The organism is Leifsonia sp. GW821-FHT13C09, assembly GCF_058806435.1.
In genome coordinates, this window is record NZ_JBXAPS010000003.1 from 351,847 (window position 1) to 375,505 (window position 23,659).

The following is a 23,659-nucleotide window of genomic DNA, read 5'->3' on the forward strand; positions in this document are numbered from 1 at the left end:
CCCGACATTCGGGCCGAATGTCGTGTATGGGGTCGCGTTTCGCGACATTCGGCACGAATCGCGTGGGAACCGGCGCCGTTACGCGCGCCGCACGTACCGCAACAGCAGCGTGTCGCCCGCCTGCAGCACGTGCGCGAGCCGCATCCCCACCGGGAGGATCGGCGCCGCCCCGGCCGAGATGCGGGAGGCGACCCCGCCCTCCAGCGTCGGGGTCACGGTCAAGCAGAGCTCGTCCACGACCCCGGCGGCGATGAGGTCGCCGAACAGGTGCGGGCCGCCCTCGCAGTGGATGCGGGTCAGGCCGCGCTCCACCAGTCGCGCCAGCAGCCGGGACGGCTCCACCCGCTCCGCGCCGCAGACCACGACGTCGGCCACCTCGGCGAGCGCCTCCCGGGTGTCGCGGCGGGACAGTTCGGTCGTGACGATGATCGGCCGCTCGGGCGCGTCCCGGAAGATCGGGCTCGCCGGGTCCAGGTCGAGGCTCGCCGAGACGATCGCGAAGACCGGGTGCGCGGTCATCCCGGCGTCGCGCCGCGCCCGCTGCGAGACCTCGTCCACCCGCATCGCGCCGTAGCTCTCCGCGCGCACGGTGCCCGCGCCGACGACCACCACGTCGCAGAGCCGGCGGAGGATGTCGAACACGCGGTGGTCGGCGTCGTCGGAGAGGCCGCCGGAGAGACCCTGACGGGTCGCGGCGCCGTCGATGCTGGAGACGAAGTTCACGCGCAGCCAGGGATCGCCCGCGCCCTCCGCGTACAGCTCGGCGATCCGCCGGTCGCCGATGCCCTCCTCCGCCGGGAGCGGGACGACCCGGTCGATGGCGACCTCACTCATTCACGTCCCCCATGTTGTGCTTGAGGTACGCCGGCTCGCGCAGCCCCAGGATGGCCTCCGTCATCCGCGCCGCGGCCACCGAGCCCGGCACGTCGTGCATCCGGATGATGCGCGCGCCGTTGACGATAGCCACGACCGCCGCGGCGATCGAGCCGTCCCTGCGCTCCGTGCGCGGCGCGTCCAGCGTCTCGCCGATGAAGTCTTTGTTCGACACCGCGGCGAGCGTGGGATAGCCGAGGTCGGCGATCTCCGTCAGGCGGCGGGTGAGCTCCAGCGACTGGAGGGTGTTCTTGTTGAGGTCGTGCCCCGGGTCGAGGATGATGCGCTCCTCCGGGACCCCGGCCGCGGCGGCGCGGTCGACCCGCTCGAGCAGGAAGTCCGCGACCTCCCGCGCGATGTCGTCGTACGCCGGCCGCGCATAGAACGTCCGCGGCGCCGCCAGGCTGTGGGTGAGCACCAGGGTCGCGTCGCTGTCGGCGACGACCCGGGCGAGGTCGGGGTCGCTGAGCCCGGTGGTGTCGTTGATCACGGTGGCGCCCGCGGTGATCGCCCGCGCTGCCACCGACGCGTTGAAGGTGTCGACCGAGATCACGACGTCGGCCCCGGCCCGCAGCTCGGCGACGACCGGCACGACCCGGCCGGCCTCCTCGTCGGGCGGGATGGGCGCGCCCGGCGCGAACGGGGCGCCGCCGATGTCCACCCAGTCCGCCCCGGCCGCGACCGCGTCGAAGGACGCGGCGACCGCGGCGTCCAGCGCGAAGGTGCGGCCCTGGTCGAAGAAGGAGTCCGGCGTGCGGTTCACCACGGCCATGACGGCGACGCGGCGGGAGAAGTCGAAGGTGCGCGCGCCGATGGTGCGGACGGGGATGCGGAGCGGGGGCAGATACATCGCGACGCCGGTCTCAGAGCTCTGCAAGGCCCACGCTCTCGTCGGTGAGCCGCCCCGGGTCGACGGGCTGGCGGCCGCGGATCAGGCGCTGGATGTGCTCCTGCACGTCCCAGACGTTCACGTTCATGCCGGCGACCACCCGGTCGTCGCGCAGCCAGAAGGCGATGAACTCGCGCGCCGCCACGTCGCCGCGGAAGAAGACGCGCGCGCCGGAGGCGAGGGGTGCGTAGCCGGAGTACTCCATGCCCAGATCGTATTGGTCGGAGTAGAAGTACGGGATGTCGTCGTAGCTCGCGTCCTCCCCCACGATCGCGCGCGCCGCGACCGTGCCGCCCGCGATGGCGTTGGCCCAGTGCTCGTTGCGGAGGCGCTGGCCGATCGCCGGAAGGACCGGGTTCGCCACGTCCCCGACGGCGTAGACGTCCTCCACCGCGGTGCGCATCGCCTCGTCGGTCGGGATGCCGTTGTCGAGCGCGAGGCCCGACTGCTCGGCCAGGTGCGTGTTCGGCGCGGCGCCGACGCCCGCGACCACCACGTCGGCCGGGAGGCGCTCGCCGGTCGCCAGGACCACGACCTGCTCGTCCCCGCCCTCCACCGCCGACACCTGCGCTGCGTTGCGGAAGGCCACGCCGTGGTCGCGGTGCAGCGTCTCGAACACGCCGCCGAGCTCCGGGCCGATCGCGGGGGCGAGCGGCACGTGCGAGCGCCCGACCACCGTCACGTCGTTGCCGTAGCCCCGCGCGGCGGCGGCGACCTCCATGCCGATCCAGCCCGAGCCGACGACCACGACGCGCCGGGAGCCGACCTCCAGAGCGGCCCGGAGCCACTGCGAGTCCTCGATGGTTCTCAGAGAGAAGACGGCGCCGTGGCCGCTGCCCGGGACGCCGAGCGGACGGGCGTGCGCGCCGGTCGCCAGGACCAGGCTGTCGTAGGTGATCCGGGCTCCGCCGGCGACGAAGAGCTCGTGCGCGAGCGGGTCGAACGACCCGGCGTCCGACCCGGGGAGGAACTCCACGTCGTTCTCCGTGTACCAGTCCGCGGGCTTCACGTACGCGTCGTCGAGATCGGAATCGCCCTTCAGATACTCCTTGGACAGTGGCGGGCGGATGTAGGGATGGTGCTCCTCCGCGCCGAGCAGCAGGATACGTCCGCCGAAGCCGCGCTCGCGCAACTCGACGGCGGTCGTCGCTCCGGCGAGCCCTGCGCCGACGATGACCACGGTGGGATTCGACATGGCAGCTCCGATCGCTGGTCTTCTCAGCATCCACTGTTCACACGGGCCGCGCCAGTCCCTCGCACGCACGGCGCACGGCGCACGTGGTCGGGCCGCACGGCCCGCACGGTCCGTTCGCACTCACCGCGCACCGTCCACTCACAGGCATAATTCAGCGGACGCGCAGATACTGTTTCGCATGAACGCAGGACCCCGCATTCTCATCGTCGACGACGAGCCGAACATCCGCGATCTCCTCACCACCAGCCTCCGCTTCGCCGGGTTCGCCGTGCGCGCGGTCGGCAACGGGGCCCAGGCGATCTCCGCGGTCCTCGAAGAGGAGCCAGACCTCATCATCCTGGACGTCATGCTCCCGGACATGAACGGGTTCGGCGTCACCAAGCGGCTGCGCGGCGCGGGCTACACCGCGCCCATCCTCTTCCTCACCGCCAAGGACGACACCGAGGACAAGATCACCGGCCTCACCGTCGGCGGCGACGACTACGTCACCAAGCCGTTCAGCCTCGACGAGATCGTCGCCCGCATCAAGGCCATCCTGCGCCGCACGATGCAGGCCGACGAGGACGCCGTGATCCGCGCCGGCGAGCTCACGATGGACCAGGACACCCACGAGGTCTACGTGGGCGACACCCCGATCGAGCTCAGCCCGACCGAGTTCAAGCTGCTGCGCTACCTGATGCTCAACCCCAACCGCGTGCTGTCGAAGGCGCAGATCCTCGACCACGTCTGGGAGTACGACTTCAACGGCGATGCGGGCATCGTGGAGTCCTACATCTCGTACCTGCGCCGCAAGGTGGACGCGCACTCCAGCGAGCCGCTCATCCAGACCAAGCGCGGTTTCGGCTACATGCTCAAGGCCGCGAAGGCGTGACCCGCGCTCACATCCTCGGCTCAGCACCGTCTGCATAGACTGGCGGCCTGATGCACTCACGCCTGCTCGACCGCTGGAACGCGATCTCCCTTCGGACCAAGATCACCGGGGTGACCGTGCTCATGCTGACGCTCGGGCTGCTGGTGACCGGCATCGGGACGATGTCGATGCTGAAGCCGGTGCTGATCGACCAGCTCGACGCGCAGCTCTCGGCGGCGTCCGGCGCGACCTACGTCAACACGTACCTGTTCGGCTCGTCGTCGGACAAGGACAAGATCGCCACCGACTCCAGCCCGTCGGACTATTTCGCGGCGCTGTACGACGCCAGCGGCAACCTGGTGAAGACGAACTGGAGCAATATTCCGTTCGCCCACCGGCCCGCCATCCCCGAGAAGCTCAGTCTGACGGACGCCAAGGCGCTAGGCCCCGGCGGGATCACCATCTACAGCAACGACGGCCACACCGCGTACCGCGCATTGGTCACGACGCAGACGTTCGCCCAGACGGGTGAGCTCGCCACCGCGATCGTCGCCACGACGACGAGCCAGATCGACACCGTCATGGCGAGCTTCCTGGCGATCTTCCTCGGCTTCGGCGTCATCGTCATCATCGTCGGCGCCGGGCTCACCCGGATGCTGGTGACCACCACGTTCTCGCCGCTGCGGGAGGTCGAGCAGACCGCTGCGGCCATCGCCGACGGCGACTTCAGCCAGCGCCTCGGCGGCGCGACCCCGAACACCGAAGTCGGCCGGCTCAACCGGTCGCTCAACACGATGCTGAACCGCATCGACCGGGCGTTCAACGACCGCGCGCGAACGATCGACCAGATGCGCAGGTTCGTCGGCGACGCCTCCCACGAGTTGCGGACGCCGCTCGTCTCCGTGCGCGGCTACGCCGAGCTCTATCGGATGGGCGCCCTCCAGACCCCGGAGGACGTCGCCCAGGCGATGGACCGCATCGAGAAGGAGGCCATCCGGATGGGCCTCCTCGTCGAGGACCTCCTGGAGCTGGCCCGCCTGGACGAGACGAAGCCGCTCGACCTCCACCCGGTCGACCTGGTGCGCATCGCGCAGGACGCCGCGATGGACGCGATGGCCGGAGCCCCCGGCCGCCGGGTGACCGTGCTGACGCCCGCGCCGGTCCCGGCCCCGGTGTCGTCCGCACCGGTCGAGCCCGGGCTGGACACCGTGCCGATGTCCCTGCCGGAGGACCTGTCCCGCCCGCCGGGCGCCACCGGCCCGATCGCGTTCGCCGGCTCGGCGCTGGCCCGGCTGCGCCGCAGCAACCGCGCGCGTCGCGGCACGACCGGTCCTATCGCCGTCACCACCGCCGAGAAGGTCGTCCTCGCGGCGCCGCCGGCCGAGCCCGCGATCGTGATGGCGGAGGAGAACAAGCTCCGCCAGGTCGTCACCAATCTGATGGGCAACGCCCTGCGCTACACCCCGGAGGACAGCCCGATCGAGATCGCGGTCCAGGTCGACCATCGCGCCGACCGCGCCCTTCTGGAGGTGCGCGACCACGGCGAGGGCATCCCGCCCCAGATCCGCGACAAGATCTTCCAGCGCTTCTGGCGCGCCGACACCTCCCGCGCCAGGGAGACCGGCGGCAGCGGCCTGGGCCTCGCGATCGTCTCCTCCATCGTGGCGGCGCACCACGGCACCGTGGAGGTCGTGGAGACCGACGGCGGCGGCGCGACGTTCCGGGTGTCGCTGCCCCTGGCGGGCGCGGCCCGCGCGACGGACGGTCCACCCCCGGGCCTCTGACCCGCGCGGCTCAGAGCCGCCCGGCCACCCACGCCACGACCGACGATGCCTGGTCGTCGGAGCCGGACACCGCGGCGAACTGGATCCACGTGTCGCCGACGAGCGCGTCGACCACGGTCTCGGCGGGCGCCGACCCCGACGCGCCGGTGTGGCGGACCAGCGTCGCGAGCTCCGCGCCGCCGACCTGGATCGTGCCGCCGCTGGCGTCCGGGTCGCGGGCCACCGCGACACCGTGGTACGTCTCGTACGCGGCGGACGCTCCGCGGAGCACGGAGACGGTGCCGAGGAGCGAGGAGTCCCCGCTCCCCGCGCGGTAGGCGCAGACCGTCACCGCCGGGTCCGCGACGAGCGCGGTCTGCACGCCGAAGGCCCCTGCCGGGTCGAGGACGGCGACCGACGACGGACCGTAGACCCCCGCGACGGCCTTCAGCCAGGCGGCGTCGCCGCACGACAACGGCTTCGCCGGGGCAGGCGTCGGTGTCCGTGCGTCGATCGCGGCGACGGTGGGGACGAACGATTGGACCAGGGCGTGGAACGCCTTCTCGTCGATCCTGGAGGTGCTGCTGGCGGCGTCCACCGCGAGCCAGGAGCCGCCGACCAGCACGTTCGTGTGGCAGGAGCTCCCGGCCGTTCCGGTCGTCGCCACCGCGCAGTCGCCGCCCCGGGACTCACCTCCGTCGTAGTGGGCGCCCATCGCCGCGGACTGGGGGTACCGCTGGGCCAGCGCCTGCCAGCTCGCCGCAGCGTGCGGCAGGAGCTGTACGGAGAGCAGGTGCGCCACCGCGGGGGCCGCGGCGGGTGCAGCCGCGGCGGGTGCAGCCGCGCCCGGGTCGTCTCCCCAGCGGCACCAGCCTCCGCCGGCCGCTTGAACACCGAACGGCCCACGCCCGGCCGGAGTCGCGAGTGCAGTCGCCGGGGTGGTCGCCAAGGGCGCGCTGCCGCCGAGCAGGGCCTCGACGGCGGGAGTCGTGGTGAAGGCCGCGCAGTCGAGGGGCGGCGCGACCTCCACGGCGGGCGCGTAGGTCGCGCGCGGACTGGTCGGCGCGGCGCCCGGGAGCCCGAGCGCCTGGCACCCGGCGAGGCAGAGCACAGCAAGCGCGGCGGCCGCCGCCGCACCCGACCTCCATCTCGCCATCGCACCGTCCTCGATCGAGACGACGATAACAGCGAAGAGGGCGCCGCCCGCGAACGGGAGACGCCCTCTGCTACTGCGTGTCGGCTGGACTCAGAAGTCCATGCCCGCGCCCGGGTCGCCCACCGGCGCCGGGTTCTTCTCGGGCTTGTCGGCGACGACGGCCTCGGTGGTGAGGAACAGGCCCGCGATGGACGCGGCGTTCTGCAGCGCCGAGCGGGTGACCTTCACCGGGTCGTTGATGCCGGAGGCCAGCATGTCGACGTACTCGCCGGTCGCGGCGTTGAGGCCGTGGCCGACCGGGAGCTCGCGCACCTTGGCGACGACGACGCCGGCCTCGAGGCCCGCGTTGATCGCGATCTGCTTCAGCGGCGCCTCGATGGCGACCTTGACGATGTTCGCGCCGGTCGCCTCGTCGCCGGTGAGCGACAGCTTCTCGAACGCGGTCTTGCCGGCCTGGATGAGGGCCACGCCACCACCGGCGACGATGCCCTCCTCGACGGCGGCCTTCGCGTTGCGGACGGCGTCCTCGATGCGGTGCTTGCGCTCCTTGAGCTCGACCTCGGTGGCCGCGCCCGCCTTGATGACGGCGACGCCGCCGGCGAGCTTCGCGAGACGCTCCTGGAGCTTCTCACGGTCGTAGTCCGAGTCGGTGTTCTCGATCTCGCCGCGGATCTGGGCCACGCGGCCGGCGATGGCCTCGGGGTCGCCCGCGCCCTCGACGATGGTGGTCTCGTCCTTGGTGATGACGACCTTGCGGGCCTGGCCGAGCAGGTCGAGGGTGACGTTCTCGAGCTTGAGGCCGACCTCCTCGGAGATGACCTGGCCGCCGGTGAGGATCGCGATGTCCTGCAGCATGGCCTTGCGGCGGTCGCCGAAGCCCGGGGCCTTGACGGCGACGGACTTGAAGATGCCGCGGATCTTGTTGACGATCAGGGTGGCCAGGGCCTCCCCGTCGACGTCCTCGGCGATGATGAGGAGCTGCTTGTTGGCCTGGATCACCTTGTCGACGATCGGGAGCAGGTCCTTGATCGAGGAGATCTTCTGGTTGGCGATGAGGATGTACGGGTCCTCGAACACCGCCTCCTGGCGGTCCTGGTCGGTGACGAAGTACTGCGACAGGAAGCCCTTGTCGAAGCGCATGCCCTCGGTCAGCTCGAGCTCGGTGCCGAAGGTGTTCGACTCCTCGACGGTGACGACGCCCTCCTTGCCGACCTTGTCGATCGCCTCGGCGATGATCTCGCCGATGGTGGTGTCGCCGGCGGAGATGGACGCGGTGGCGGCGATCTCGGCCTTGGTCTCGACCTCCTTGGCGCTGGCGACGAGCTCGTCGGTGACGGCCGCGACGGCCTTCTCGATGCCGCGCTTCAGCGTGATGGGGTCGGCGCCGGCGGCCACGTTGCGGAGGCCCTCCTTGACGAGCGCCTGAGCGAGCACGGTCGCGGTGGTGGTGCCGTCGCCCGCGACGTCGTCGGTCTTCTTCGCGACCTCCTTGACGAGCTCCGCGCCGATCTTCTCGTACGGGTCGTCGAGCTCGATCTCCTTCGCGATGGAGACGCCGTCGTTCGTGATGGTGGGAGCGCCCCACTTCTTCTCGAGGACGACGTTGCGACCGCGCGGGCCCAGCGTCACCTTGACGGTGTCGGCCAGGATGTTCAGGCCGCGCTCGAGGCCGCGGCGGGCGTCCTCGTCGAAAGCAATGATCTTTGCCATGTGTTTCTCGTCCCTCCCGGACGTCTGCGAAAGATTCCGTTTATTAGCACTCGATCAGATGGAGTGCTAAAGCGATTCTGGCACTCGCGCCAGGAGAGTGCAAGCGCGCGGGAGTCGTGCAAAGACAAAGGAGCGCCGCCCCGAAGGGCGGCGCTCCTCTTATTGGTCTTGCCGATCGCTGCGTACTACAGCGGACGCACCGACTCGGCCTGCGGGCCCTTGTTGCCCGAGCCGACCTCGAACTGCACCTGCTGGCCCTCTTCGAGGACCTTGTAGCCGTTCATGTCAATTGCGGAGTAGTGAACGAAAACGTCCTGTCCCCCACCTTCGACGGTGATGAATCCGTAGCCCTTTTCAGCGTTGAACCACTTCACGGTCCCGTTCGCCATGCATTACTCCCATTGCTGTGTCGCTCGCCCGGTCCAGCGCCGCGCGTTGACTCCCGATCCTAATGCTTGCAATAGGCGTTGACGCCAGTCTTTTGGCCAATCCGTTACGAAATCGGTCCGAAGTTAAACACGCGTGAAACAAAGGGATGAGCGCGCGTCCACACGCGGAACGACGCGCCGGTCAGCCCTTGTAGTCGCTGCCGACGACCACGGTGAGGTCCGCACCGCTTCCGGCGAAGTCCTGCGTGAGCGCGACGGTGGCGCCGGGCAGCGACTGCGCCACCCCGAGGGCTGCGGCCTGGTTCTTGGGATCGGAATAGTAGACGGTCGTCTGCGTCAGGTTCTGCTTGTCGGCGTTCGCGACTGCGCCGACCTTCCAGCCCGCCTTGGTCAGGGTGGCGCCGACCTTGCCGCCAAGACCGGAGGTCGTGGTCCCGTTCAGCACGTTGACGGTCAAAGAGGGGTCGACCGTCGGCGTGATGGTCGGGGTGGGCGTCGGGGTCGGAGTGGCAGTGTGGGTCGCGGTGCCGGTCGGGGAGTTCGCGGCACCGTGGAAGGAGATGGAGCCGCTCACCAGCGAGAGTCCGAAGATGCCGGCGGCGACCAGCACGACGACGGCGAGCGCGGCCCAGCCGACGGCGATCCAGCCGCGGCCCTTCGGCCGGGGAGCCCGGTGCGCACCGACGCGCTGCAGGCCGTCGGGGATGTCGTCGAACCGGTCTCTCGGGTACTTCTCTGCCATCTACAGGTGTTTCCTCGCGGTGTCAGTCACCGGACGGGAGTGTCCGGGATCGCCGTGCAGCCAGCCTGGTCTCGCGCAGCCGGAGCAGGCGCTTGACGAGCATGGGGTCGTGCTTGAGCGCCTCCGGTCGGTCGATCAGCGCTCCGAGAAGTTGATAGTACCGGGCGGCGGAGAGACCGAACTCCTCGCGGATGGCCTGCTCCTTGGCGCCGGCATGCCGCCACCACTGACGCTCGAACGCGAGGATGGCCGCCTCACGGTCGGTCAGGCCGCCCGCGTCCGGCGCGGGGATCCGGTGGTCCGCAGCCTCCGCCACGTGCACCGCCTCCCCTCACCGTCTTCGAGTCAGCCCTTCCCCGCGCTCGCGCCTCATCCTAGAGGCGCTGTCCTGTGCGTTCCCCGTTTGCGTCCGGCACGTCGCGGGCCGGAACAGGGAACAGTCGTCCGGCCGCCGCCGTTTAGGCTGGGGACGGACGACGAAAGGAACGCACGATGAGCGCATCGCAGAACGAGGCCGCGCAGGGCGCCTACGGGGTCGAGAAGACCGACGAGGAGTGGCGCCGCGAGCTCAGCCCGGAGCAGTACGCGGTGCTGCGCGAGGCGGGCACGGAACGGCCGTGGACCGGCGAGCTGCTCGACGAGGGCCGCGCCGGCCTCTACACCTGCGCCGCGTGCGGGGCGGAGCTGTTCAAGTCCGGCACCAAGTTCGACAGCGGCTGTGGCTGGCCGAGCTTCTACGAGTCGATCCGGCCGGAGGCCGTGCAGCTCCTCGAAGACGACAGCCTGGGCATGGTGCGCACCGAGGTGCGCTGCGCGAACTGCGGCTCGCACCTGGGGCACGTGTTCCCCGACGGCTTCGGCACCCCGACCGGCGACCGCTACTGCATGAACTCGATCTCGCTGAACTTCTCGCCAGAGGCCTGATGTCCGAGCTCGTCGAGCGGGTCGCCGCGCGCCGGTCGTACTCGCGCGTGACGCCCGCGGCGCCGACGCACGAAGAGCTGCTGCCGCTCGTGGCCGCAGCGGGCCGCGTCGCCGACCACTCGGCGCTGCACCCGTGGCGCGTCATCGAGTTGCGCGGCGACGCGCGCGTGCGGCTGGGCCGCGCGTTCGTGAAGGACGCGAAGGCGACGGGCGAGGAGGCGGCGAAGCTGGCGGCCAAGCCGCTGCGCTCGTCGCTGCTGCTCGCGATCGTCGCTGTGCGCACGGAGAGCGAGAAGGTGCCGGGCTGGGAGCAGGACGCGGTCGCCGCGGGCGTCGCGCACCTGCTGAGCCTGCTCCTGAACGACGCGGGCTGGGGCGTGATGTGGCGTACCGGCCACCACACCCGATCGAAGGCCGTGCACCGGATGCACGGCCTCGCGAAGAACGAGCGGCTCCTCGGCTGGCTCTACGTCGGCGGCGTCCCGGAGGACGGCAGGGAGGGCCACCGCACCTCCATCGACCCGGAGCGCTTCCTCAGCGTCCTCGACTGACCCGCTCGCCGGAGACCGCGCGCTCCCGACCCCAGCGCGTGCTGGCGACGGCGACCGCGACCAGGGCGAGCAGCGTGCCGGCGACGGTGGAGAACGCGACCGGCACGGTCGAGCTCGGCGCCAGCACGTCGAGCAGGAGCGCCGTCACAAGCTGACCGGCGACGGTCGCGAGACCGAGCAGCAGCACGCCCGTGATCCGGACGAGCAGCGCGGCCGCCGCGATGAACACGCAGCCGATCGCGCCGCCGAGGTAGAGCCACGGCTCGCTCGGCAGCGGTTTCGGGAGTCCGCGCAGGCTCCAGTCGACGGCCATGATCACCAGGAGGACCGTCGTCCCGACGACGAAGTTGATGAAAGTCGCGGTCAGGGCGCTCTCTGCGACCACCCGCACCTGGCCGTTGACGGCCTGCTGCCAGCCGAGCCCGAGGCCCGCGATCAACGGCAGCAGCATCAGCCAGAGCGGCACCGGACCGCCGAGCTGCGCGGAAACCGCCCAGGTCACGGCGCCGAGGGCGATCAGGGCGCCCGCGAGCCGCGCGGGGGTGATCGGGCGGCGCCCGCCCGGGCCCAGGCCGATCCGGTCGAGCACCAGCCCGCTGACGGTCTGCCCGGCCACCACGGCGACCGTGAACAGCGCGACGCCGAGCACGGCGGCGGCGACGCCCTGCGACAGCACCAGGAACGCGCCCGCGGCGCCGCCGGCGACGTACCACCAGGGCAGCTCGCGCGAGCGGAGGGCGGCGATGACCCTGCCGAAGCCGCGCCGACCCACCGGGGCGACCGCCATCGCGACGAGGAGGATCACCAGCCCGGAGCCGAACGAGATGACGGCGGCGGTGACGCCGTCGCCCAGCCGCTGCCCGAGCTCGCCGTTGATGCGCGACTGCAGGGCGACGCCCGCCCCGCAGACGATGGCGCAGACGAGCGCGAGCCAGAGGGGGAAGGAGCGGGATGTCACTCCCCCAAGCCTAGAGCGCTCGGCGGTCGAGCGGACGCTCAGGGAGCGGGCGCCTCGCCGTCGGCGGGCGACGGGTGCGGGAGCCAGGGGATGTTCTCCTCGGGCGCGACGTCCTTCTCGAAGTCGAGGTCGTAGTCGTCGCCCTGCTCCACCACGTCGGGCTTGTCGGCGTCGTCGGGTCGGTCTGCGTCGGGCTTCTCGCGCGGTTCGTCGGTCATGCCCTCACCGTACCCGGGGCCTCCCCGGCGAGGAAGGCGATCGGCGACTCGATCGCGTCGGCGATCTCGCGCAGGAACCGTGCCGCCACTCCGCCGTCGGTGACGCGGTGGTCGAAGACCAGGCTGAGCTGCACGATGCGGCGCGGGACGACCGCTCCCTCGACCACCCAGGGGCGCTCGATGACGCGGCCGATGCCGAGAATCGCGACCTCCGGGTGGTTGATGATCGCGGCGCTGCCGTCCACGCCGAGGCTGCCGTAGTTGTTCACGGTGAACGTCGAGCCGGTGAGGTCCGCGGGCGGCAGCACGCCCTCGCGGGCGGCGGCGGACAGGCGGCCGAGCTCGGCGTCCAGCTCGCGGACGCTCGACCGGTCGGCGCGGCGGATCACTGGGACCAGCAGCCCGCGCGGGGTGTCGGCGGCGAAGCCGAGGTTCACCCCGGTGAACGTCTCGATCCCGTCGCCGTCGGCGGTGACCCTGCCCGCGAGCTCGGGATGCCGGGCGAGCGCGCTCAGCGTGAAGCGCGAGATGAAGGCGAGCAGCGACGGCGGCCTGCCCGACTTCCCGAGGGCCCGCCTGGCCTCCCACAGCGCCGTCGCGTCGACGTCGACCCAGACGGTGGCCTCCGGGATCTCCGAGCGGCTGCGGGTCATGGTCTCGGCGACCGTGCGGCGCAGGCGGGAGAACGGGGTGACGGAGGCGATGTCCAGGCCGGTCCGGGGGTCGGTCCCCGGCTCCTCCGCAGCGGGAGCCGGACCGGTCGCGCGCGCCGCAGGCGCTGCGGGCGCGGTGAGCGTGCTCGGCGCGGTGGCCTTGGCGGCAGCGAGCGCGGCCTCCACGTCGCGGCGCGTGACGACGCCGCCGGCGCCGCTCGGGGTGAGCGACGCGAGGTCGATGCCGTGCGTGTGCGCCAGAGCGCGGACCACGGGCGACACGACCGGGACGATCCGGCTCGGCGCGCCGGCGGCAACGCCCGAGCCGCGCTGGGCGGCGCGGCCGCGGCGGCGGGCGGTGGCGTGATCGGTGGTGCCGTAGCCGACGAGGACCGCGCCCGAGCCGGCGGCGACGGGTTCGGGCTCCCGCTCCGGCGCGGTGGCGACGGACTCGGGCTGCGCGTCGACGGCCTCCGGCTGCGCGGCGACGGGCTCGTCGGCCTCGACCTCGGCCTCCTCCCGCACCTCCAGCAGCGGTGAGCCGACCATGATCGTCTCGCCCTCCTCGCCGTGGCAGGCGGCGACGACGCCCGCGTACGGGGACGGCACCTCCACGACCGACTTGGCGGTCTCCACCTCGGCGATCGGCTGGTCCACCGTCACGGTGTCGCCGACTGCGACCAGCCAGCGGACCAGTTCGGCGTCGGCGAGCCCTTCGCCCAGATCGGGCAGCGCGAAGACCTTCATGCGTCCTCCCACTGCAGGCTGTCGACCGCGTCGAGCACGCGGTCCACTCCGGGCAGGTAGAAACGCTCCAGCTTCGGCGGTGCGAACGGGGTGTCGAATCCGGTCACCCGCCGCACCGGCGCCTCCAGGTAGTGGAAGCAGCGCTCGGAGACGCGCGCGGCGATCTCGGAGGCGACGCTGGCGAAGCCCGGCGCCTCGGCGACGACCACGGCGCGGCCGGTCGCGCGCACGGCGGCGCAGACGGTCTCGTCGTCGAACGGGGTCAGGGTCCGCACATCCACCACGGCCAGGCTGCGGCCCTCCTCGGCCGCGGCCTCCGCTGCGGCGAGCGCCACCGGCACGGTCGGCCCGTAGGCGATCAGGGTCGCGTCGGTGCCCTCCCGGGCGACGCGCGCGCGGCCGAGCTCCGGCAGCGGCGCGGTCGTGTCGACCTCGCCGGTCGACCAGTACAGCTTCTTCGGCTCCATGAACACCACCGGGTCCGGCGACGCGATAGCCGCGCGGAGCAGGCCGTAGGCGTCCTGCGGCGTCGCGGGCGACACCACGGTCAGGCCGGGGGTGTGCACGTAATAGGCCTCGGAGGAGTCGGAGTGGTGCTCGACGCCGCCGATGCCACCCGCGAAGGGGATGCGGATGACCATCGGCAACCGGACCTTCCCGCGGGTGCGGTTGCCCATCTTCGCGACATGGTCCACGATCTGCTCGAACGCCGGGTAGGCGAACGCGTCGAACTGCATCTCGACCACCGGGCGCATCCCGTTCATCGCCATCCCGACGGCGGTGCCGACGATGCCGGACTCGGCCAGCGGGGTGTCGAAGCAGCGCTGCTCGCCGAAGCGCTTGGTCAGGCCGTCGGTGATCCGGAAGACGCCGCCGAGCGTGCCGACGTCCTCGCCGAAGACGAGGACGGACGGGTCGGCTTCGAGGGAGTCCGCCAGTGCACGGTTCAGGGCCTGCGCCATGGTCATGGTGGCCACCGCAGGCTCGGACGGCTTCTCGGCGACGGGCTGCCGGTCGTCGGGCTGCCGGTCATCGGGTTGCCGGTCGTCGGGCTGCCGGTCGGCGGGGGCGTCGTGCATGAGCGTCATCGGGCGACCTCCTCGGTGGTGCGGGACTCGGCGGCGAGTTCGGCTGCCAGCAACTCGGACTGCTCGCGCAGTTGCGGCGTCGGCGACGCGTAGACGTATTCGAACAGGTCGAGGGGCCGCGGCTCGGCGTCGACCATGATCCGGGTGCGGAGGTCGGCGGCGACGCGCTCGGCGTCCGAGCGGAACTCCGCGTCGTCGGCGTCCGTCAGCGCGCCCTCCGCCGTCAGCCAGGTGCGCAGGCGCAGCAGCGGGTCGCGGGCGATCCACGGCTCCACCTCCGCGGAGCTCCGGTAGCGGCTGGCGTCGTCGGCGTTGGTGTGCGACTTCATCCGGTAGGTGAGCGCCTCCACCAGGGTGGGGCCGCCGCCCTCGCGGGCTTCGGTGACGGCCTCGTCCAGGACCGCGAGCAGTGCGGCGAGGTCGTTGCCGTCCACCAGGCGCCCGCGCATGCCGTACCCGACGCCCTTGTGCGCCAAGCTCGGCGCGGCCGTCTGCCGGCTGAGCGGAACGGAGATGGCGTACCCGTTGTTCTGGACCAGGAAGACCACCGGGAGGTGGAACACGGCTGCGAAGTTGAGCGCCTCGTGGAAGTCGCCCTCGCTGGTGGCGCCGTCGCCGCACAGCGCAACGACCACGGTGTCCTCACCGCGCATCCGGGCGGCGTGGGCGAAGCCGACAGCGTGCAGGAGCTGGGTGGCGAGCGGCGTCGCCTGCGGGGCCACCCGGTACTCGTTCGGGTCGTAGCCCGAGTGCCAGTCGCCGCGCAGCAGCAGGAACGCCTCGAACGGGTCCACCCCCCGGGAGACCACTGCGACCGAGTCGCGGTAGGTGGGGAACAGCCAGTCCTGCTCGCCGAGCACCATCGCCGCCGCGACCTCGCAGGCCTCCTGGCCGTGCGACGACGGGTAGACGGCCAGCTTGCCCTGCCGCACCAGGGCGTCGGCCTGGTCGTTGAGCCGCCGGCCGAGCACGAGGCGGCCGTAGCCGTCGCGGAGGCGGTCGGTGGCCGGGAACGCGTAGTGCTCATGCGGGTGGCCCGAGCCCTGCTCGTCGATGAGCCGCAGCGGGGTGTCGCCCGGCATCAGATCGTCGGCGTGCATCTGTTCTCCTTCGAAAGACGTCGCTGATCATCAGAATGACTTCGCTGGACCCACTTCGCCAGGTGTCCGGGAGTTTCGAGACGAATGGATGCGCAACGGTGCGATCGGTGTCAAACTGTCTCCCACCATGGACGACATCGACACCCGCATCGTCGACGCACTGCGCGCCGATGGTCGCGCCTCCATCACCGCCGTCGCCGAGGCGGCGCACGTCTCGCGCGCCAACGCCTACGCCCGGGTCTCCCGCCTGGTCGAGGAGGGCGTGATCACCGGGTTCACGGCCAAGGTCGACCCGCGTCGCTCCGGCCGCGCGTCGTCGGCGTACGTGACCATGCGCGTGGAGCAGGCGGCCTGGCACGACCTCCGCGCTCGGCTGAGCGCCATCCCGGAGGTCGAGCACTTCGCGCTGGTCGGCGGCGACTTCGACGTCATCCTGCTGGTGCGGGCCCGCGACAACGAGGACCTGCGGCGAGTGGTGCTGGAGGAGCTGACCACCATGCCGTCAGTGCGGGACACCAAGACGTCGCTGGTGTTCGAGGACCACGACCTGCGGTAGCGGGCCTCAGGACTCGTGCCGAATCGCCCGGGCGGCGCTACGCTCACCCCATGGCGAACCCTGCGGCGGGCGCGCTCACGTCGGAGCTCACGGTCGGGGACCTGATGGCCCTCGCCCGCCTGGGCGATCGTGCCGCCGTCGACGGGCTGACCGTCGCCCTCACCTGGCGCTACGAGCACACGATGACGCTCGCCAAAGCACTCGCGGCGGCCGGGTCCGGGGTCATCCTCTCGCTCGTGGTGCCGGTGCTGCAGTCGAATCCCGGAGTGAACCCGGTGCCGGTGGCCGCGTGGCTCTGGGTGCTCATCGCCGGGACGGTCACCATGCTCAGCGGCGGCGTCTTCTACGTGCTCGCGCGCCGCGCCCAGCGCACGTTCGTGCTGGCGCAGGGGCTGCTCGCCGAGCTGCTCGCACTGCGGCAGCCGCCGGCGCCGCCCGCACCGGGAGCGCAGCCGTGAGCACCACCATCGTGGTCGTTCTGGCCTCCTTCGTCGTCGTGCTGGCGGTCGCCCTCACGGTCGCCGCGCTGATCGTGCGGGCCTCCCGGCTGCGGTCGGATCGGGACCGTGCAGCGGCGCTCGCCGGTCCCGCCGCGTGGAGCGCGCTCTCCGGCATCTCCCTGTCCGGCTACGCCGACGACCAGCGGGTGCGCGCCGCGGTGGACGGTTTCCTCAGCGCCGGCCGGCGAGGATGAGCGCCCCCTCCCTCCCCCGGCTCCCCGTCGCCGGCGACCGGGATCCGTCGCGGGCGCACTGGATGGAGCTGTTCTTCGATCTCGTGTTCGTGGCGCTCGTGGGGCAGCTCGCGCACGGGCTGCACACCGAGCCGTCGTTCGGGACGCTCGCGGTGTTCGTCGCCCTGTTCGCGTCGGTGTGGTGGTCGTGGGTGAACCTGACCTTCGTCGTGGACGTGTCGCCGCAACTCAGCGCGCGACGGCTGTCGATCGTGATGCTGATCGCGATGTTCGCCGTCGGAGCGCTCGCGGTCGCCGCGCCGCAGGCGGTCGGCGAGCGGGCCTGGCTGTTCGCGGCCGGCAACGCGCTGCTGCGCGTGCTGCTGCTGGTGGTGTGGATCCGGTTCTCCTGGTCGAACGGGAAGGCCTCCCGCGTCCGCATCCTCGCCTACAACGGGCTGACTGCCGCGATCTGGCTGGTGTCGATCGCCCTGCCGGCTCCGGCGGACTACGTGCTGTGGGCGGTCGCGATCGTGCTGGAGGTCGTGCTGCTGACCGCGACCTCCGGGAGCTGGGCGGCGATCGCCCTCGAACGCCTGAACGTCGAGCACCTGTCCGAGCGGTTCGGGCTGCTCGTCATCATCGTGCTGGGCGAGTCCGTACTGAGCGTCGTGGACGCGGTGAGCGGCGCCTGGACGCTCGCCGCCGGGCTCGTGGGGGTGCTCGGGCTGCTGCTGACCTCTGGGCTGGCCTGGTCGTTCTTCCTGTACGGCGTGGCTGCGATGACCCACGGGCTCGAGCGGCTGCTGGCGGCCGGCGACGCACGCACGATCCGCGACACGGTCGCCTTCCTGCCGTTCCTGCTGCTGGCCGGGGTCACCGCCCTGTCCGGTGCGCTCGCCGAGGGGATCGCACACCCGGGCGAACCGCTTCCGCCCGCTCTGGCCGCGTCGCTCGGCGGCGGGATCGCACTGTTCTACCTGACGAACGCGGTCATCGCGCGGCGCTACGGCGACCCGTGGGGGGTCGTGCTGCGGTGGGCGTCGCCGGCGGTCGGACTGTCCGCCGCGCTCGCGGTGGCGGCGCTGTGGCTGCCCGCCGCGGCCGCCATCGGCTGCGCGGTGGTGATCCTGGGGGTGGTCGTGACGTCGGCGGAGCTCGCCTCGCGGGCGCGCCGGTTGCTCGCCGGTCGGGGTTCTGCGACTATTTACTAGCTGAACGTTCGTTCGGTAATTCGCATTCGAAGGAGCTGCGATGGCCGAGGCCTACCTCGTCGGCGGTGTCCGCACCGCGGTCGGACGCTACGGCGGAGCACTGGCGGGCGTCCGGCCCGACGACCTCGCCGCCCTGGTGGTGGGTGAGGCGGTGCGTCGCGCGGGGGTCGACGGCGCAGCGCTGGACGACGTGATGCTGGGAGCCGCGAACCAGGCGGGCGAGGACAACCGGAACGTGGCGCGGATGGCCGCCCTGCTGGCGGGCCTCCCGGACACCGTGCCGGGCGTGACCGTCAACCGGCTCTGCGCGTCGGGCCTCAGCGCCGTCACGCTCGCCGGGCAGGCGATCCGCGCGGGCGACGCCGACCTGATCGTGGCCGGAGGCGTGGAGTCGATGACGCGGGCGCCCTGGGTGCAGGCCAAGCCGGCACGGCCGTGGGCGAAGCCGGGGCCGCAGTTCGACACCTCGATCGGCTGGCGGTTCACCAACCCGCGGTTCCTGGAGCGCGACAAGGCCACCTACTCGATGCCGGAGACGGCGGAGGAAGTCGCCCGGCTCGACGGGATCAGCCGGGAGGAGGCCGACGCCTTCGCCCTGGAGAGCCACCGGCGCGCCGCGGCGGCGACCGACGCCGGTCGCTTCGCCGACGAGATCGTCCCGGTTGCGACGGCGGCCGGCGAGGTCACGGCCGACGAGAGCATCCGCCGCGACACCGACGCGGCCGCCCTCGCGGCACTGCGGCCGGTGGTCGCTGGAGGCCGCGTCGTCACCGCGGGCAACTCCTCGCCGCTCAACGACGGCGCGTCCGCGATCCTCGTCGCGAGCGGCGACTCCGTGCAGCGCTACGGCCTCCGCCCGCGCGCGCGGATCGTCGCCTCGGCGAGCGCCGGCGTGGCGCCGGAGGTGATGGGACTCGGCCCCGTCCCCGCGACGAATCGCGCACTCGAACGCTCCGGCCTGGAACTCGGCGACATCGGCAGCATCGAACTCAACGAGGCCTTCGCGGCTCAGGCGATCGCCTGCCTGCGCCGACTGGGGCTGGACGACGACAGCGGCCGGGCGCGGGTGAATGCCGACGGGGGCGCGATCGCGCTCGGGCACGCGCTCGGGTCGAGCGGCGCGCGCATCCTGGTGACGCTGCTCGGCCGGATGGAGCGGGAGGGGTCTCGGTACGGCCTGGCGACGATGTGCGTCGGCGTCGGGCAGGGCGCTGCGCTGATCGTGGAAGCGCTGTGATGGCCGAGCCGACCACGCTGCTGGTCACCGAGAGCGCCGACCGGGTGGTCGCGACGCTCAACCGTCCCGAGCGGCGCAACGCGATCGACCAGCGGATGGTGGACGAACTGCACGCGCTCTGCGACGGCCTGGAGCGCGACCCGCGCATCCTCATCCTCACCGGGTCCGAGGGCGTCTTCGCCTCCGGCGCCGACATCGCGGAACTGCGCGAGCGCACCGCGGCCGACGCGCGCCGCGCCATCAACGCGACGATCTTCCTCCGCATAGCCGAACTCCCGATGCCGGTGATCGCGGCGCTGGACGGCTATGCGCTCGGCGGCGGCGCCGAGCTCGCCTACGCCGCGGACTTCCGGCTGGGCACCCCTCGGTTGCGGATCGGCAACCCGGAGACCTCGCTCGGCATCATCGCCGCGGCCGGCGCCCTCTGGCGGCTGCCGCAGCTCGTCGGCGAGTCGCTCGCGGCCGAGATCACGATGGCCGGACGCGTGCTGAACGGCGCGGAGGCGCTGGCCGCCGGGCTCGTGAGCGATTTGTTCGAGCCAGGCGAGCTGCTCGCCGGCGCGCACGCGCTCGCCGACCGGATCGCGAAGAACGATCCCCTCGCGACCCAGTACACGAAGCGGCTCCTCCGCGCGCCGCTCGGCGCGCATCCGGACGCCGAGCGGGAGGCGCAGGCCGTGCTGTTCGAGTCGCCCGAGAAGCAGCGGCGGATGACCGAGTTCCTGGAGCGGAGGCGGCGATGAGCGACCAGCGGAGCGGGGTCCCAGAGAACGTCGGCGTGATCGGCGGCGGCCGGATGGGCGCGGGGATCGCGCACGCCTTCCTGATGGCGGGCGCGCGCGTCGCCGTCGTCGAGCGCGACGCCGCCGCGGCCGACGCCGCCCGCGAGCGCGTCGAGGCTGCGATCGACGGCAGCGTGCGCCGCGGCGCCACCGCCCCGGCTTCCGACCGGCTGATCGCCACCACCTCCTGGGACGCCCTGCGCGGCGCCGCCCTCGTCGTGGAGGCCGTGCCCGAGCTTCCTGAGCTCAAGCACGACGCGCTCCGCCGCGCCGAGGAGCTTCTGGAGCCCGGCGCGGTGCTCGCGAGCAACACCTCCTCGCTGTCCATCGACGGCCTCGCCGAGGTGCTCGAGCGGCCGGGTGGCTTCCTCGGCATGCACTTCTTCAACCCGGTGCCCGCCTCCGCACTGGTGGAGGTCGTGGCCGGGCAGGCCACCGCGCCGAGCGCCCTCGAACTCGCCACCGGCTGGGTGGGCGCCCTCGGCAAGACGCCGATCGTGGTGCGCGACTCTCCCGGCTTCGCCTCGTCCCGGCTCGGCGTGCTGCTCGGGCTGGAGGCTGTGCGGATGGTCGAGGAGGGCGTCGCCTCCCCGGATGCCATCGACACGGCGATGACCCTGGGCTACAAGCACCCGGTCGGGCCGCTGCGGCTCACCGACATCGTCGGGCTGGACGTGCGACTCGACATCGCGGAGTACCTCGCGAGCGAGCTGGGGCCGCGGTTCGAGCCTCCCGCACTGCTGCGCCGCATGGTCGCGGACGGCCTGCTCGGCCGCAAGTCCGGCCGCGGGTTCTACGTGTGGGACGGCGACACCGCGGGCGGCGCACCGCTCACGCGCGCTCCGGAGCCGCCACGATGAGGTTCGTGATGCGCACGGTGCAGAGCCGGTTGCCCTCCTCGTCGGTGAGGACCACCTCGTGCGAGGTGACCGTCCTGCCGAGCCGGATCGCGGTCGCGACCCCGGTCACGAGGCCGCTGCGCGCCGACCGGTGGTGCGTCGCGTTGATGTCGAGTCCGACCGCGCTGCGGCCGGGCCCGGCGTGGATGACGGCCGCCCACGAGCCGAGCGCCTCCGCGAACGCCACCGAGGCACCCCCGTGCAGCAGCCCGAACGACTGGCGGTTGCCCGCCACCGGCATCGTCGCGACGACGCGCTCGGCGGATTGCTCCAGGATGCGCACGCCCATCTTCTCGTCGAGCTCGCCGAGCTCGATCGTCCAGTCTCCATCGGCCACGGCACCAGCCTATGTCCGATCCCCGTCCGTCCGATTCCTGCATGTCCGATCCAGCCGAGCGCCGTCGCTCCGCACCCTCCCGGGAGGTACCGAATCATGAGTCTGCCCAGCTACCTGCGCGATCAGTGGTGGAGCCCGGCGTCCGACGAGGGCGCCGCGGAGGTGCGCGACGCCTCCACCGGCGAGCTCGTCGCCCGCGTCAGCGCCGAGGGCGCCGACCTGGCCGGCGCGCTCGAGTACGCGCGCACGGTCGGCCAGGCGTCGCTCGGCGAGCTGACCTTCCACCAGCGCGCGGTCCTGCTCAAGCGGATGGCGCAGGTGCTGACCGAGCGCAAACAGGAGCTCTACGACCTCTCCGCCCGCGCGGGCGCCACCCGGACCGACGCCTGGATCGACGTGGACGGCGGCATCGGCGCGCTGTTCACGTACTCCTCGAAGGGCCGCCGCGAGCTCCCGAACGCGCAGGTCGTCGTGGACGGCCCGGCGGAGTCGCTGGCGAAGGACGGCTCGTTCCTCGGCCAGCACATCTTCACCCGGCTGCCCGGTGTCGCCGTGCAGATCAACGCGTTCAACTTCCCGGTCTGGGGGCTGCTGGAGAAGTTCGCGCCGTCCTTCCTCGCCGGGATGCCGACGCTCGCGAAGCCCGCGACGCCGACGGCGTACGTGGCGGAGGCGATGGTGCGCATCCTGGTCGAGTCCGGCCTGCTGCCGGCCGGGTCGCTCCAGCTCGTGAGCGGCGGCGTCCCTGGGCTCTTCGACCACCTGCGGCTCGGCGACCTGGTGGCGTTCACCGGGTCGGCCTCCACCGCCGAGCGGCTGCGGTCGCACGAGGCGGTGCAGACCGGCGGGGTGCGCTTCACGAGCGAGACGGACTCCATCAACGCGTCGGTGCTCGGCCCGGACGCGCTTCCCGGCACGCCGGAGTTCGACGCCTACGTGAAGCAGCTCGTCGTGGAACTGACCGCGAAGGCCGGCCAGAAGTGCACGGCCATCCGCCGCGCGATCGTCCCGGCCGCGGCCGTGGACGACCTGCTCGGGGCGGTGCGCTCACGCCTCGCTGAGCGCGTGGTGATCGGCGACCCGCGCGCGGAGGGCGTCACGATGGGCCCGCTCGCCTCGCGCGAGCAGCGCTCCGAGGTGCTGCGCCAGGTGACGCGGCTGGTGGCGGCGGGCGGCGAGCTCGCGATCGGCGGCCTCGACCAGCCGAGCGTCCGCCGCGGCGACGGCACCCTGGGGGTCGAGCCGGAGGGCGCGTTCGTCGCCCCGATCGTGCTGCGGTTCGCCGACGCCCGGACGCCGGAGGCGCACACCGTGGAGGCCTTCGGCCCAGTCGCGGCCGTGCTGCCGTACGGCTCTGCGGCCGAGGCGGCCGAGCTCGTGGCGCTCGGCGGCGGCTCGCTGGTCACCAGCGCGGCCACGCACGACCCGGACTTCGCGCGCGAGCTGGTGCTGGCGACGGCCGCGTACAACGGCCGCATCCTCCTGCTCGACCGCGACGACGCGCGCACCTCGACCGGACACGGCTCGCCGATGCCGCACCTCGTCCACGGCGGCCCCGGCCGTGCGGGCGGGGGCGAGGAGCTGGGCGGCATCCGTGCCGTCCTGAACCACATGCAGCGGACGGCGATCCAGGGCTCCCCCGACCTCCTCACCGCGGTAACCGGCGTGTGGCACGAGGGCGCCGCCGCCGCGACGGACGGCCCGCACCCCTTCCGCAAGTCGCTCGCGACGCTGCGGATCGGCGACCAGGTGCAGTCCGAGTCCCGCCGGGTGACGCTGGACGACATCGAGACCTTCGCAACCTTCACCGGCGACACCTTCTACGCGCACATGGACGAGGAGGCCGCCGCCGCGAACCCGTTCTTCCCCGGCCGCGTCGCGCACGGCTACCTGCTCGTGTCCTGGGCCGCCGGGCTGTTCGTCGACCCGGCGCCGGGTCCGGTGCTTGCCAACTCCGGGCTGGAGAACCTGCGGTTCGTGACGCCGGTCTCCCCCGGCGACAGCATCCGGGTCGCGCTGACGGCCAAGCAGATCACGCCGCGCGAGACGGAGGACTACGGTGAGGTGCGCTGGGACGCCCGCATCCTCAACCAGAAGGACGAGCTGGTCGCGTCCTACGACGTGCTGACGCTCGTCGCGAAGGAGTAGGAAGCGG

Annotated in this window: 26 protein-coding genes; 12 read left to right on the top strand and 14 right to left on the bottom strand. The window is 72.3% G+C overall.

Annotated elements, in window-relative coordinates; translation table 11 throughout:
* Positions 1-78: 78 nt before the first annotated feature.
* From AC1ROW_RS13130 to AC1ROW_RS13140, 3 genes are read right to left on the bottom strand one after another with little or no spacing between them, the layout of a single operon-like run.
* Positions 79-834, bottom strand: coding sequence for a pyrimidine reductase family protein (locus tag AC1ROW_RS13130; protein ID WP_493019346.1), 756 nt, complete (start codon positions 832-834; stop codon positions 79-81).
* Positions 827-1,723: a dihydropteroate synthase gene (gene folP, locus AC1ROW_RS13135; protein WP_493019460.1), complete on the bottom strand. Its 897-nt coding sequence runs from the start codon at positions 1,721-1,723 to the stop codon at positions 827-829. Before folP ends, AC1ROW_RS13130 begins: the two co-directional genes overlap by 8 nt.
* Positions 1,724-1,736: 13 nt before the next feature.
* A complete protein-coding gene (locus tag AC1ROW_RS13140) occupies positions 1,737-2,957 on the bottom strand; it encodes an NAD(P)/FAD-dependent oxidoreductase (RefSeq protein ID WP_493019347.1) in 1,221 nt (406 codons plus the stop codon).
* 178 nt (positions 2,958-3,135) lie between these two features.
* On the opposite strand from AC1ROW_RS13140, the gene AC1ROW_RS13145 reads away from it, so the two are divergent.
* Both AC1ROW_RS13145 and AC1ROW_RS13150 read left to right on the top strand, forming a co-directional pair.
* A complete protein-coding gene (locus tag AC1ROW_RS13145; protein ID WP_179605211.1) occupies positions 3,136-3,828 on the top strand; it encodes a response regulator transcription factor in 693 nt (230 codons plus the stop codon).
* A gap of 50 nt (positions 3,829-3,878) precedes the next feature.
* Positions 3,879-5,591: a sensor histidine kinase gene (locus AC1ROW_RS13150; RefSeq protein WP_493019348.1), complete on the top strand. Its 1,713-nt coding sequence runs from the start codon at positions 3,879-3,881 to the stop codon at positions 5,589-5,591.
* Positions 5,592-5,601: 10 nt separating this feature from the next.
* Here AC1ROW_RS13150 and AC1ROW_RS13155 read toward each other — a convergent pair whose 3' ends face one another.
* The 5 genes from AC1ROW_RS13155 to AC1ROW_RS13175 form a co-directional block, all read right to left on the bottom strand.
* Entirely contained in the window at positions 5,602-6,726 is a 1,125-nt protein-coding gene (locus AC1ROW_RS13155) for a hypothetical protein (RefSeq protein ID WP_493019349.1), read from the bottom strand.
* 90 nt (positions 6,727-6,816) lie between these two features.
* Positions 6,817-8,436, bottom strand: coding sequence for a chaperonin GroEL (gene groL / locus AC1ROW_RS13160; RefSeq protein WP_493019350.1), 1,620 nt, complete (start codon positions 8,434-8,436; stop codon positions 6,817-6,819).
* Between the two features lie 185 nt (positions 8,437-8,621).
* Positions 8,622-8,825, bottom strand: a complete 204-nt coding sequence (locus AC1ROW_RS13165; RefSeq protein ID WP_055914585.1) for a cold-shock protein — start codon at positions 8,823-8,825, stop codon at positions 8,622-8,624.
* 181 nt (positions 8,826-9,006) lie between these two features.
* Positions 9,007-9,567 carry a LytR C-terminal domain-containing protein gene (locus AC1ROW_RS13170; RefSeq protein ID WP_493019352.1) on the bottom strand — a complete coding sequence of 187 codons (561 nt, stop codon included), beginning with the start codon at positions 9,565-9,567 and terminating at the stop codon, positions 9,007-9,009.
* Positions 9,568-9,589: 22 nt separating this feature from the next.
* On the bottom strand, positions 9,590-9,889 hold the full coding sequence (locus AC1ROW_RS13175; protein ID WP_369962461.1) for a DUF3263 domain-containing protein: 300 nt from the start codon (positions 9,887-9,889) through the stop codon (positions 9,590-9,592).
* Between the two features lie 170 nt (positions 9,890-10,059).
* Between AC1ROW_RS13175 and msrB the strand changes: the two genes are divergently transcribed.
* The gene (gene msrB, locus AC1ROW_RS13180) at positions 10,060-10,491 is read left to right on the top strand and encodes a peptide-methionine (R)-S-oxide reductase MsrB (protein WP_493019353.1); all 432 of its coding nucleotides are present in this window, start codon (positions 10,060-10,062) and stop codon (positions 10,489-10,491) included.
* Complete coding sequence (locus tag AC1ROW_RS13185; RefSeq protein WP_493019354.1) at positions 10,491-11,042, top strand: nitroreductase family protein; 552 nt, start codon at positions 10,491-10,493, stop codon at positions 11,040-11,042. The genes msrB and AC1ROW_RS13185 overlap by 1 nt, the downstream gene beginning before the upstream one ends.
* Here AC1ROW_RS13185 and AC1ROW_RS13190 read toward each other — a convergent pair.
* The 5 genes from AC1ROW_RS13190 to AC1ROW_RS13210 all read right to left on the bottom strand — a co-directional run bounded on the left by AC1ROW_RS13190 (position 11,026) and on the right by AC1ROW_RS13210 (position 15,806).
* Complete coding sequence (locus tag AC1ROW_RS13190) at positions 11,026-12,000, bottom strand: DMT family transporter (RefSeq protein WP_493019355.1); 975 nt, start codon at positions 11,998-12,000, stop codon at positions 11,026-11,028. The two genes, AC1ROW_RS13185 and AC1ROW_RS13190, sit on opposite strands and share 17 nt — an antisense overlap.
* A gap of 38 nt (positions 12,001-12,038) precedes the next feature.
* Positions 12,039-12,218 carry a hypothetical protein gene (locus AC1ROW_RS13195; RefSeq protein WP_493019356.1) on the bottom strand — a complete coding sequence of 60 codons (180 nt, stop codon included), beginning with the start codon at positions 12,216-12,218 and terminating at the stop codon, positions 12,039-12,041.
* The gene (locus tag AC1ROW_RS13200) at positions 12,215-13,618 is read right to left on the bottom strand and encodes a dihydrolipoamide acetyltransferase family protein (protein WP_493019357.1); all 1,404 of its coding nucleotides are present in this window, start codon (positions 13,616-13,618) and stop codon (positions 12,215-12,217) included. Before AC1ROW_RS13200 ends, AC1ROW_RS13195 begins: the two co-directional genes overlap by 4 nt.
* A complete protein-coding gene (locus AC1ROW_RS13205) occupies positions 13,615-14,586 on the bottom strand; it encodes an alpha-ketoacid dehydrogenase subunit beta (RefSeq protein WP_493019461.1) in 972 nt (323 codons plus the stop codon). The genes AC1ROW_RS13200 and AC1ROW_RS13205 overlap by 4 nt, the downstream gene beginning before the upstream one ends.
* A gap of 116 nt (positions 14,587-14,702) precedes the next feature.
* Positions 14,703-15,806, bottom strand: a complete 1,104-nt coding sequence (locus tag AC1ROW_RS13210) for a thiamine pyrophosphate-dependent dehydrogenase E1 component subunit alpha (RefSeq protein ID WP_493019358.1) — start codon at positions 15,804-15,806, stop codon at positions 14,703-14,705.
* Between the two features lie 127 nt (positions 15,807-15,933).
* On the opposite strand from AC1ROW_RS13210, the gene AC1ROW_RS13215 reads away from it, so the two are divergent.
* From AC1ROW_RS13215 to AC1ROW_RS13245, 7 genes are read left to right on the top strand one after another with little or no spacing between them, the layout of a single operon-like run.
* Positions 15,934-16,362, top strand: coding sequence for an Lrp/AsnC family transcriptional regulator (locus AC1ROW_RS13215; protein ID WP_493019359.1), 429 nt, complete (start codon positions 15,934-15,936; stop codon positions 16,360-16,362).
* A gap of 50 nt (positions 16,363-16,412) precedes the next feature.
* The gene (locus tag AC1ROW_RS13220) at positions 16,413-16,820 is read left to right on the top strand and encodes a hypothetical protein (protein ID WP_493019360.1); all 408 of its coding nucleotides are present in this window, start codon (positions 16,413-16,415) and stop codon (positions 16,818-16,820) included.
* Positions 16,817-17,056 (top strand): hypothetical protein, encoded by a 240-nt coding sequence (locus tag AC1ROW_RS13225; protein WP_493019361.1) that lies wholly within the window; start codon positions 16,817-16,819, stop codon positions 17,054-17,056. The genes AC1ROW_RS13220 and AC1ROW_RS13225 overlap by 4 nt, the downstream gene beginning before the upstream one ends.
* Positions 17,053-18,249, top strand: coding sequence for a low temperature requirement protein A (locus AC1ROW_RS13230; RefSeq protein ID WP_493019362.1), 1,197 nt, complete (start codon positions 17,053-17,055; stop codon positions 18,247-18,249). Before AC1ROW_RS13225 ends, AC1ROW_RS13230 begins: the two co-directional genes overlap by 4 nt.
* A gap of 40 nt (positions 18,250-18,289) precedes the next feature.
* A complete protein-coding gene (locus tag AC1ROW_RS13235) occupies positions 18,290-19,486 on the top strand; it encodes a thiolase family protein (RefSeq protein ID WP_493019363.1) in 1,197 nt (398 codons plus the stop codon).
* Positions 19,486-20,229 carry an enoyl-CoA hydratase/isomerase family protein gene (locus tag AC1ROW_RS13240; RefSeq protein ID WP_493019365.1) on the top strand — a complete coding sequence of 248 codons (744 nt, stop codon included), beginning with the start codon at positions 19,486-19,488 and terminating at the stop codon, positions 20,227-20,229. The genes AC1ROW_RS13235 and AC1ROW_RS13240 overlap by 1 nt, the downstream gene beginning before the upstream one ends.
* On the top strand, positions 20,226-21,128 hold the full coding sequence (locus AC1ROW_RS13245) for a 3-hydroxyacyl-CoA dehydrogenase family protein (protein WP_493019366.1): 903 nt from the start codon (positions 20,226-20,228) through the stop codon (positions 21,126-21,128). The genes AC1ROW_RS13240 and AC1ROW_RS13245 overlap by 4 nt, the downstream gene beginning before the upstream one ends.
* On the opposite strand, the gene AC1ROW_RS13250 is transcribed toward AC1ROW_RS13245, so the two are convergent.
* A complete protein-coding gene (locus AC1ROW_RS13250; RefSeq protein WP_493019367.1) occupies positions 21,100-21,504 on the bottom strand; it encodes a PaaI family thioesterase in 405 nt (134 codons plus the stop codon). The genes AC1ROW_RS13245 and AC1ROW_RS13250 overlap by 29 nt on opposite strands.
* Positions 21,505-21,600: 96 nt before the next feature.
* On the opposite strand from AC1ROW_RS13250, the gene paaZ reads away from it, so the two are divergent.
* Positions 21,601-23,652 (top strand): phenylacetic acid degradation bifunctional protein PaaZ, encoded by a 2,052-nt coding sequence (gene paaZ / locus AC1ROW_RS13255; protein WP_493019368.1) that lies wholly within the window; start codon positions 21,601-21,603, stop codon positions 23,650-23,652.
* The last annotated feature ends 7 nt before the right edge of the window (positions 23,653-23,659 follow it).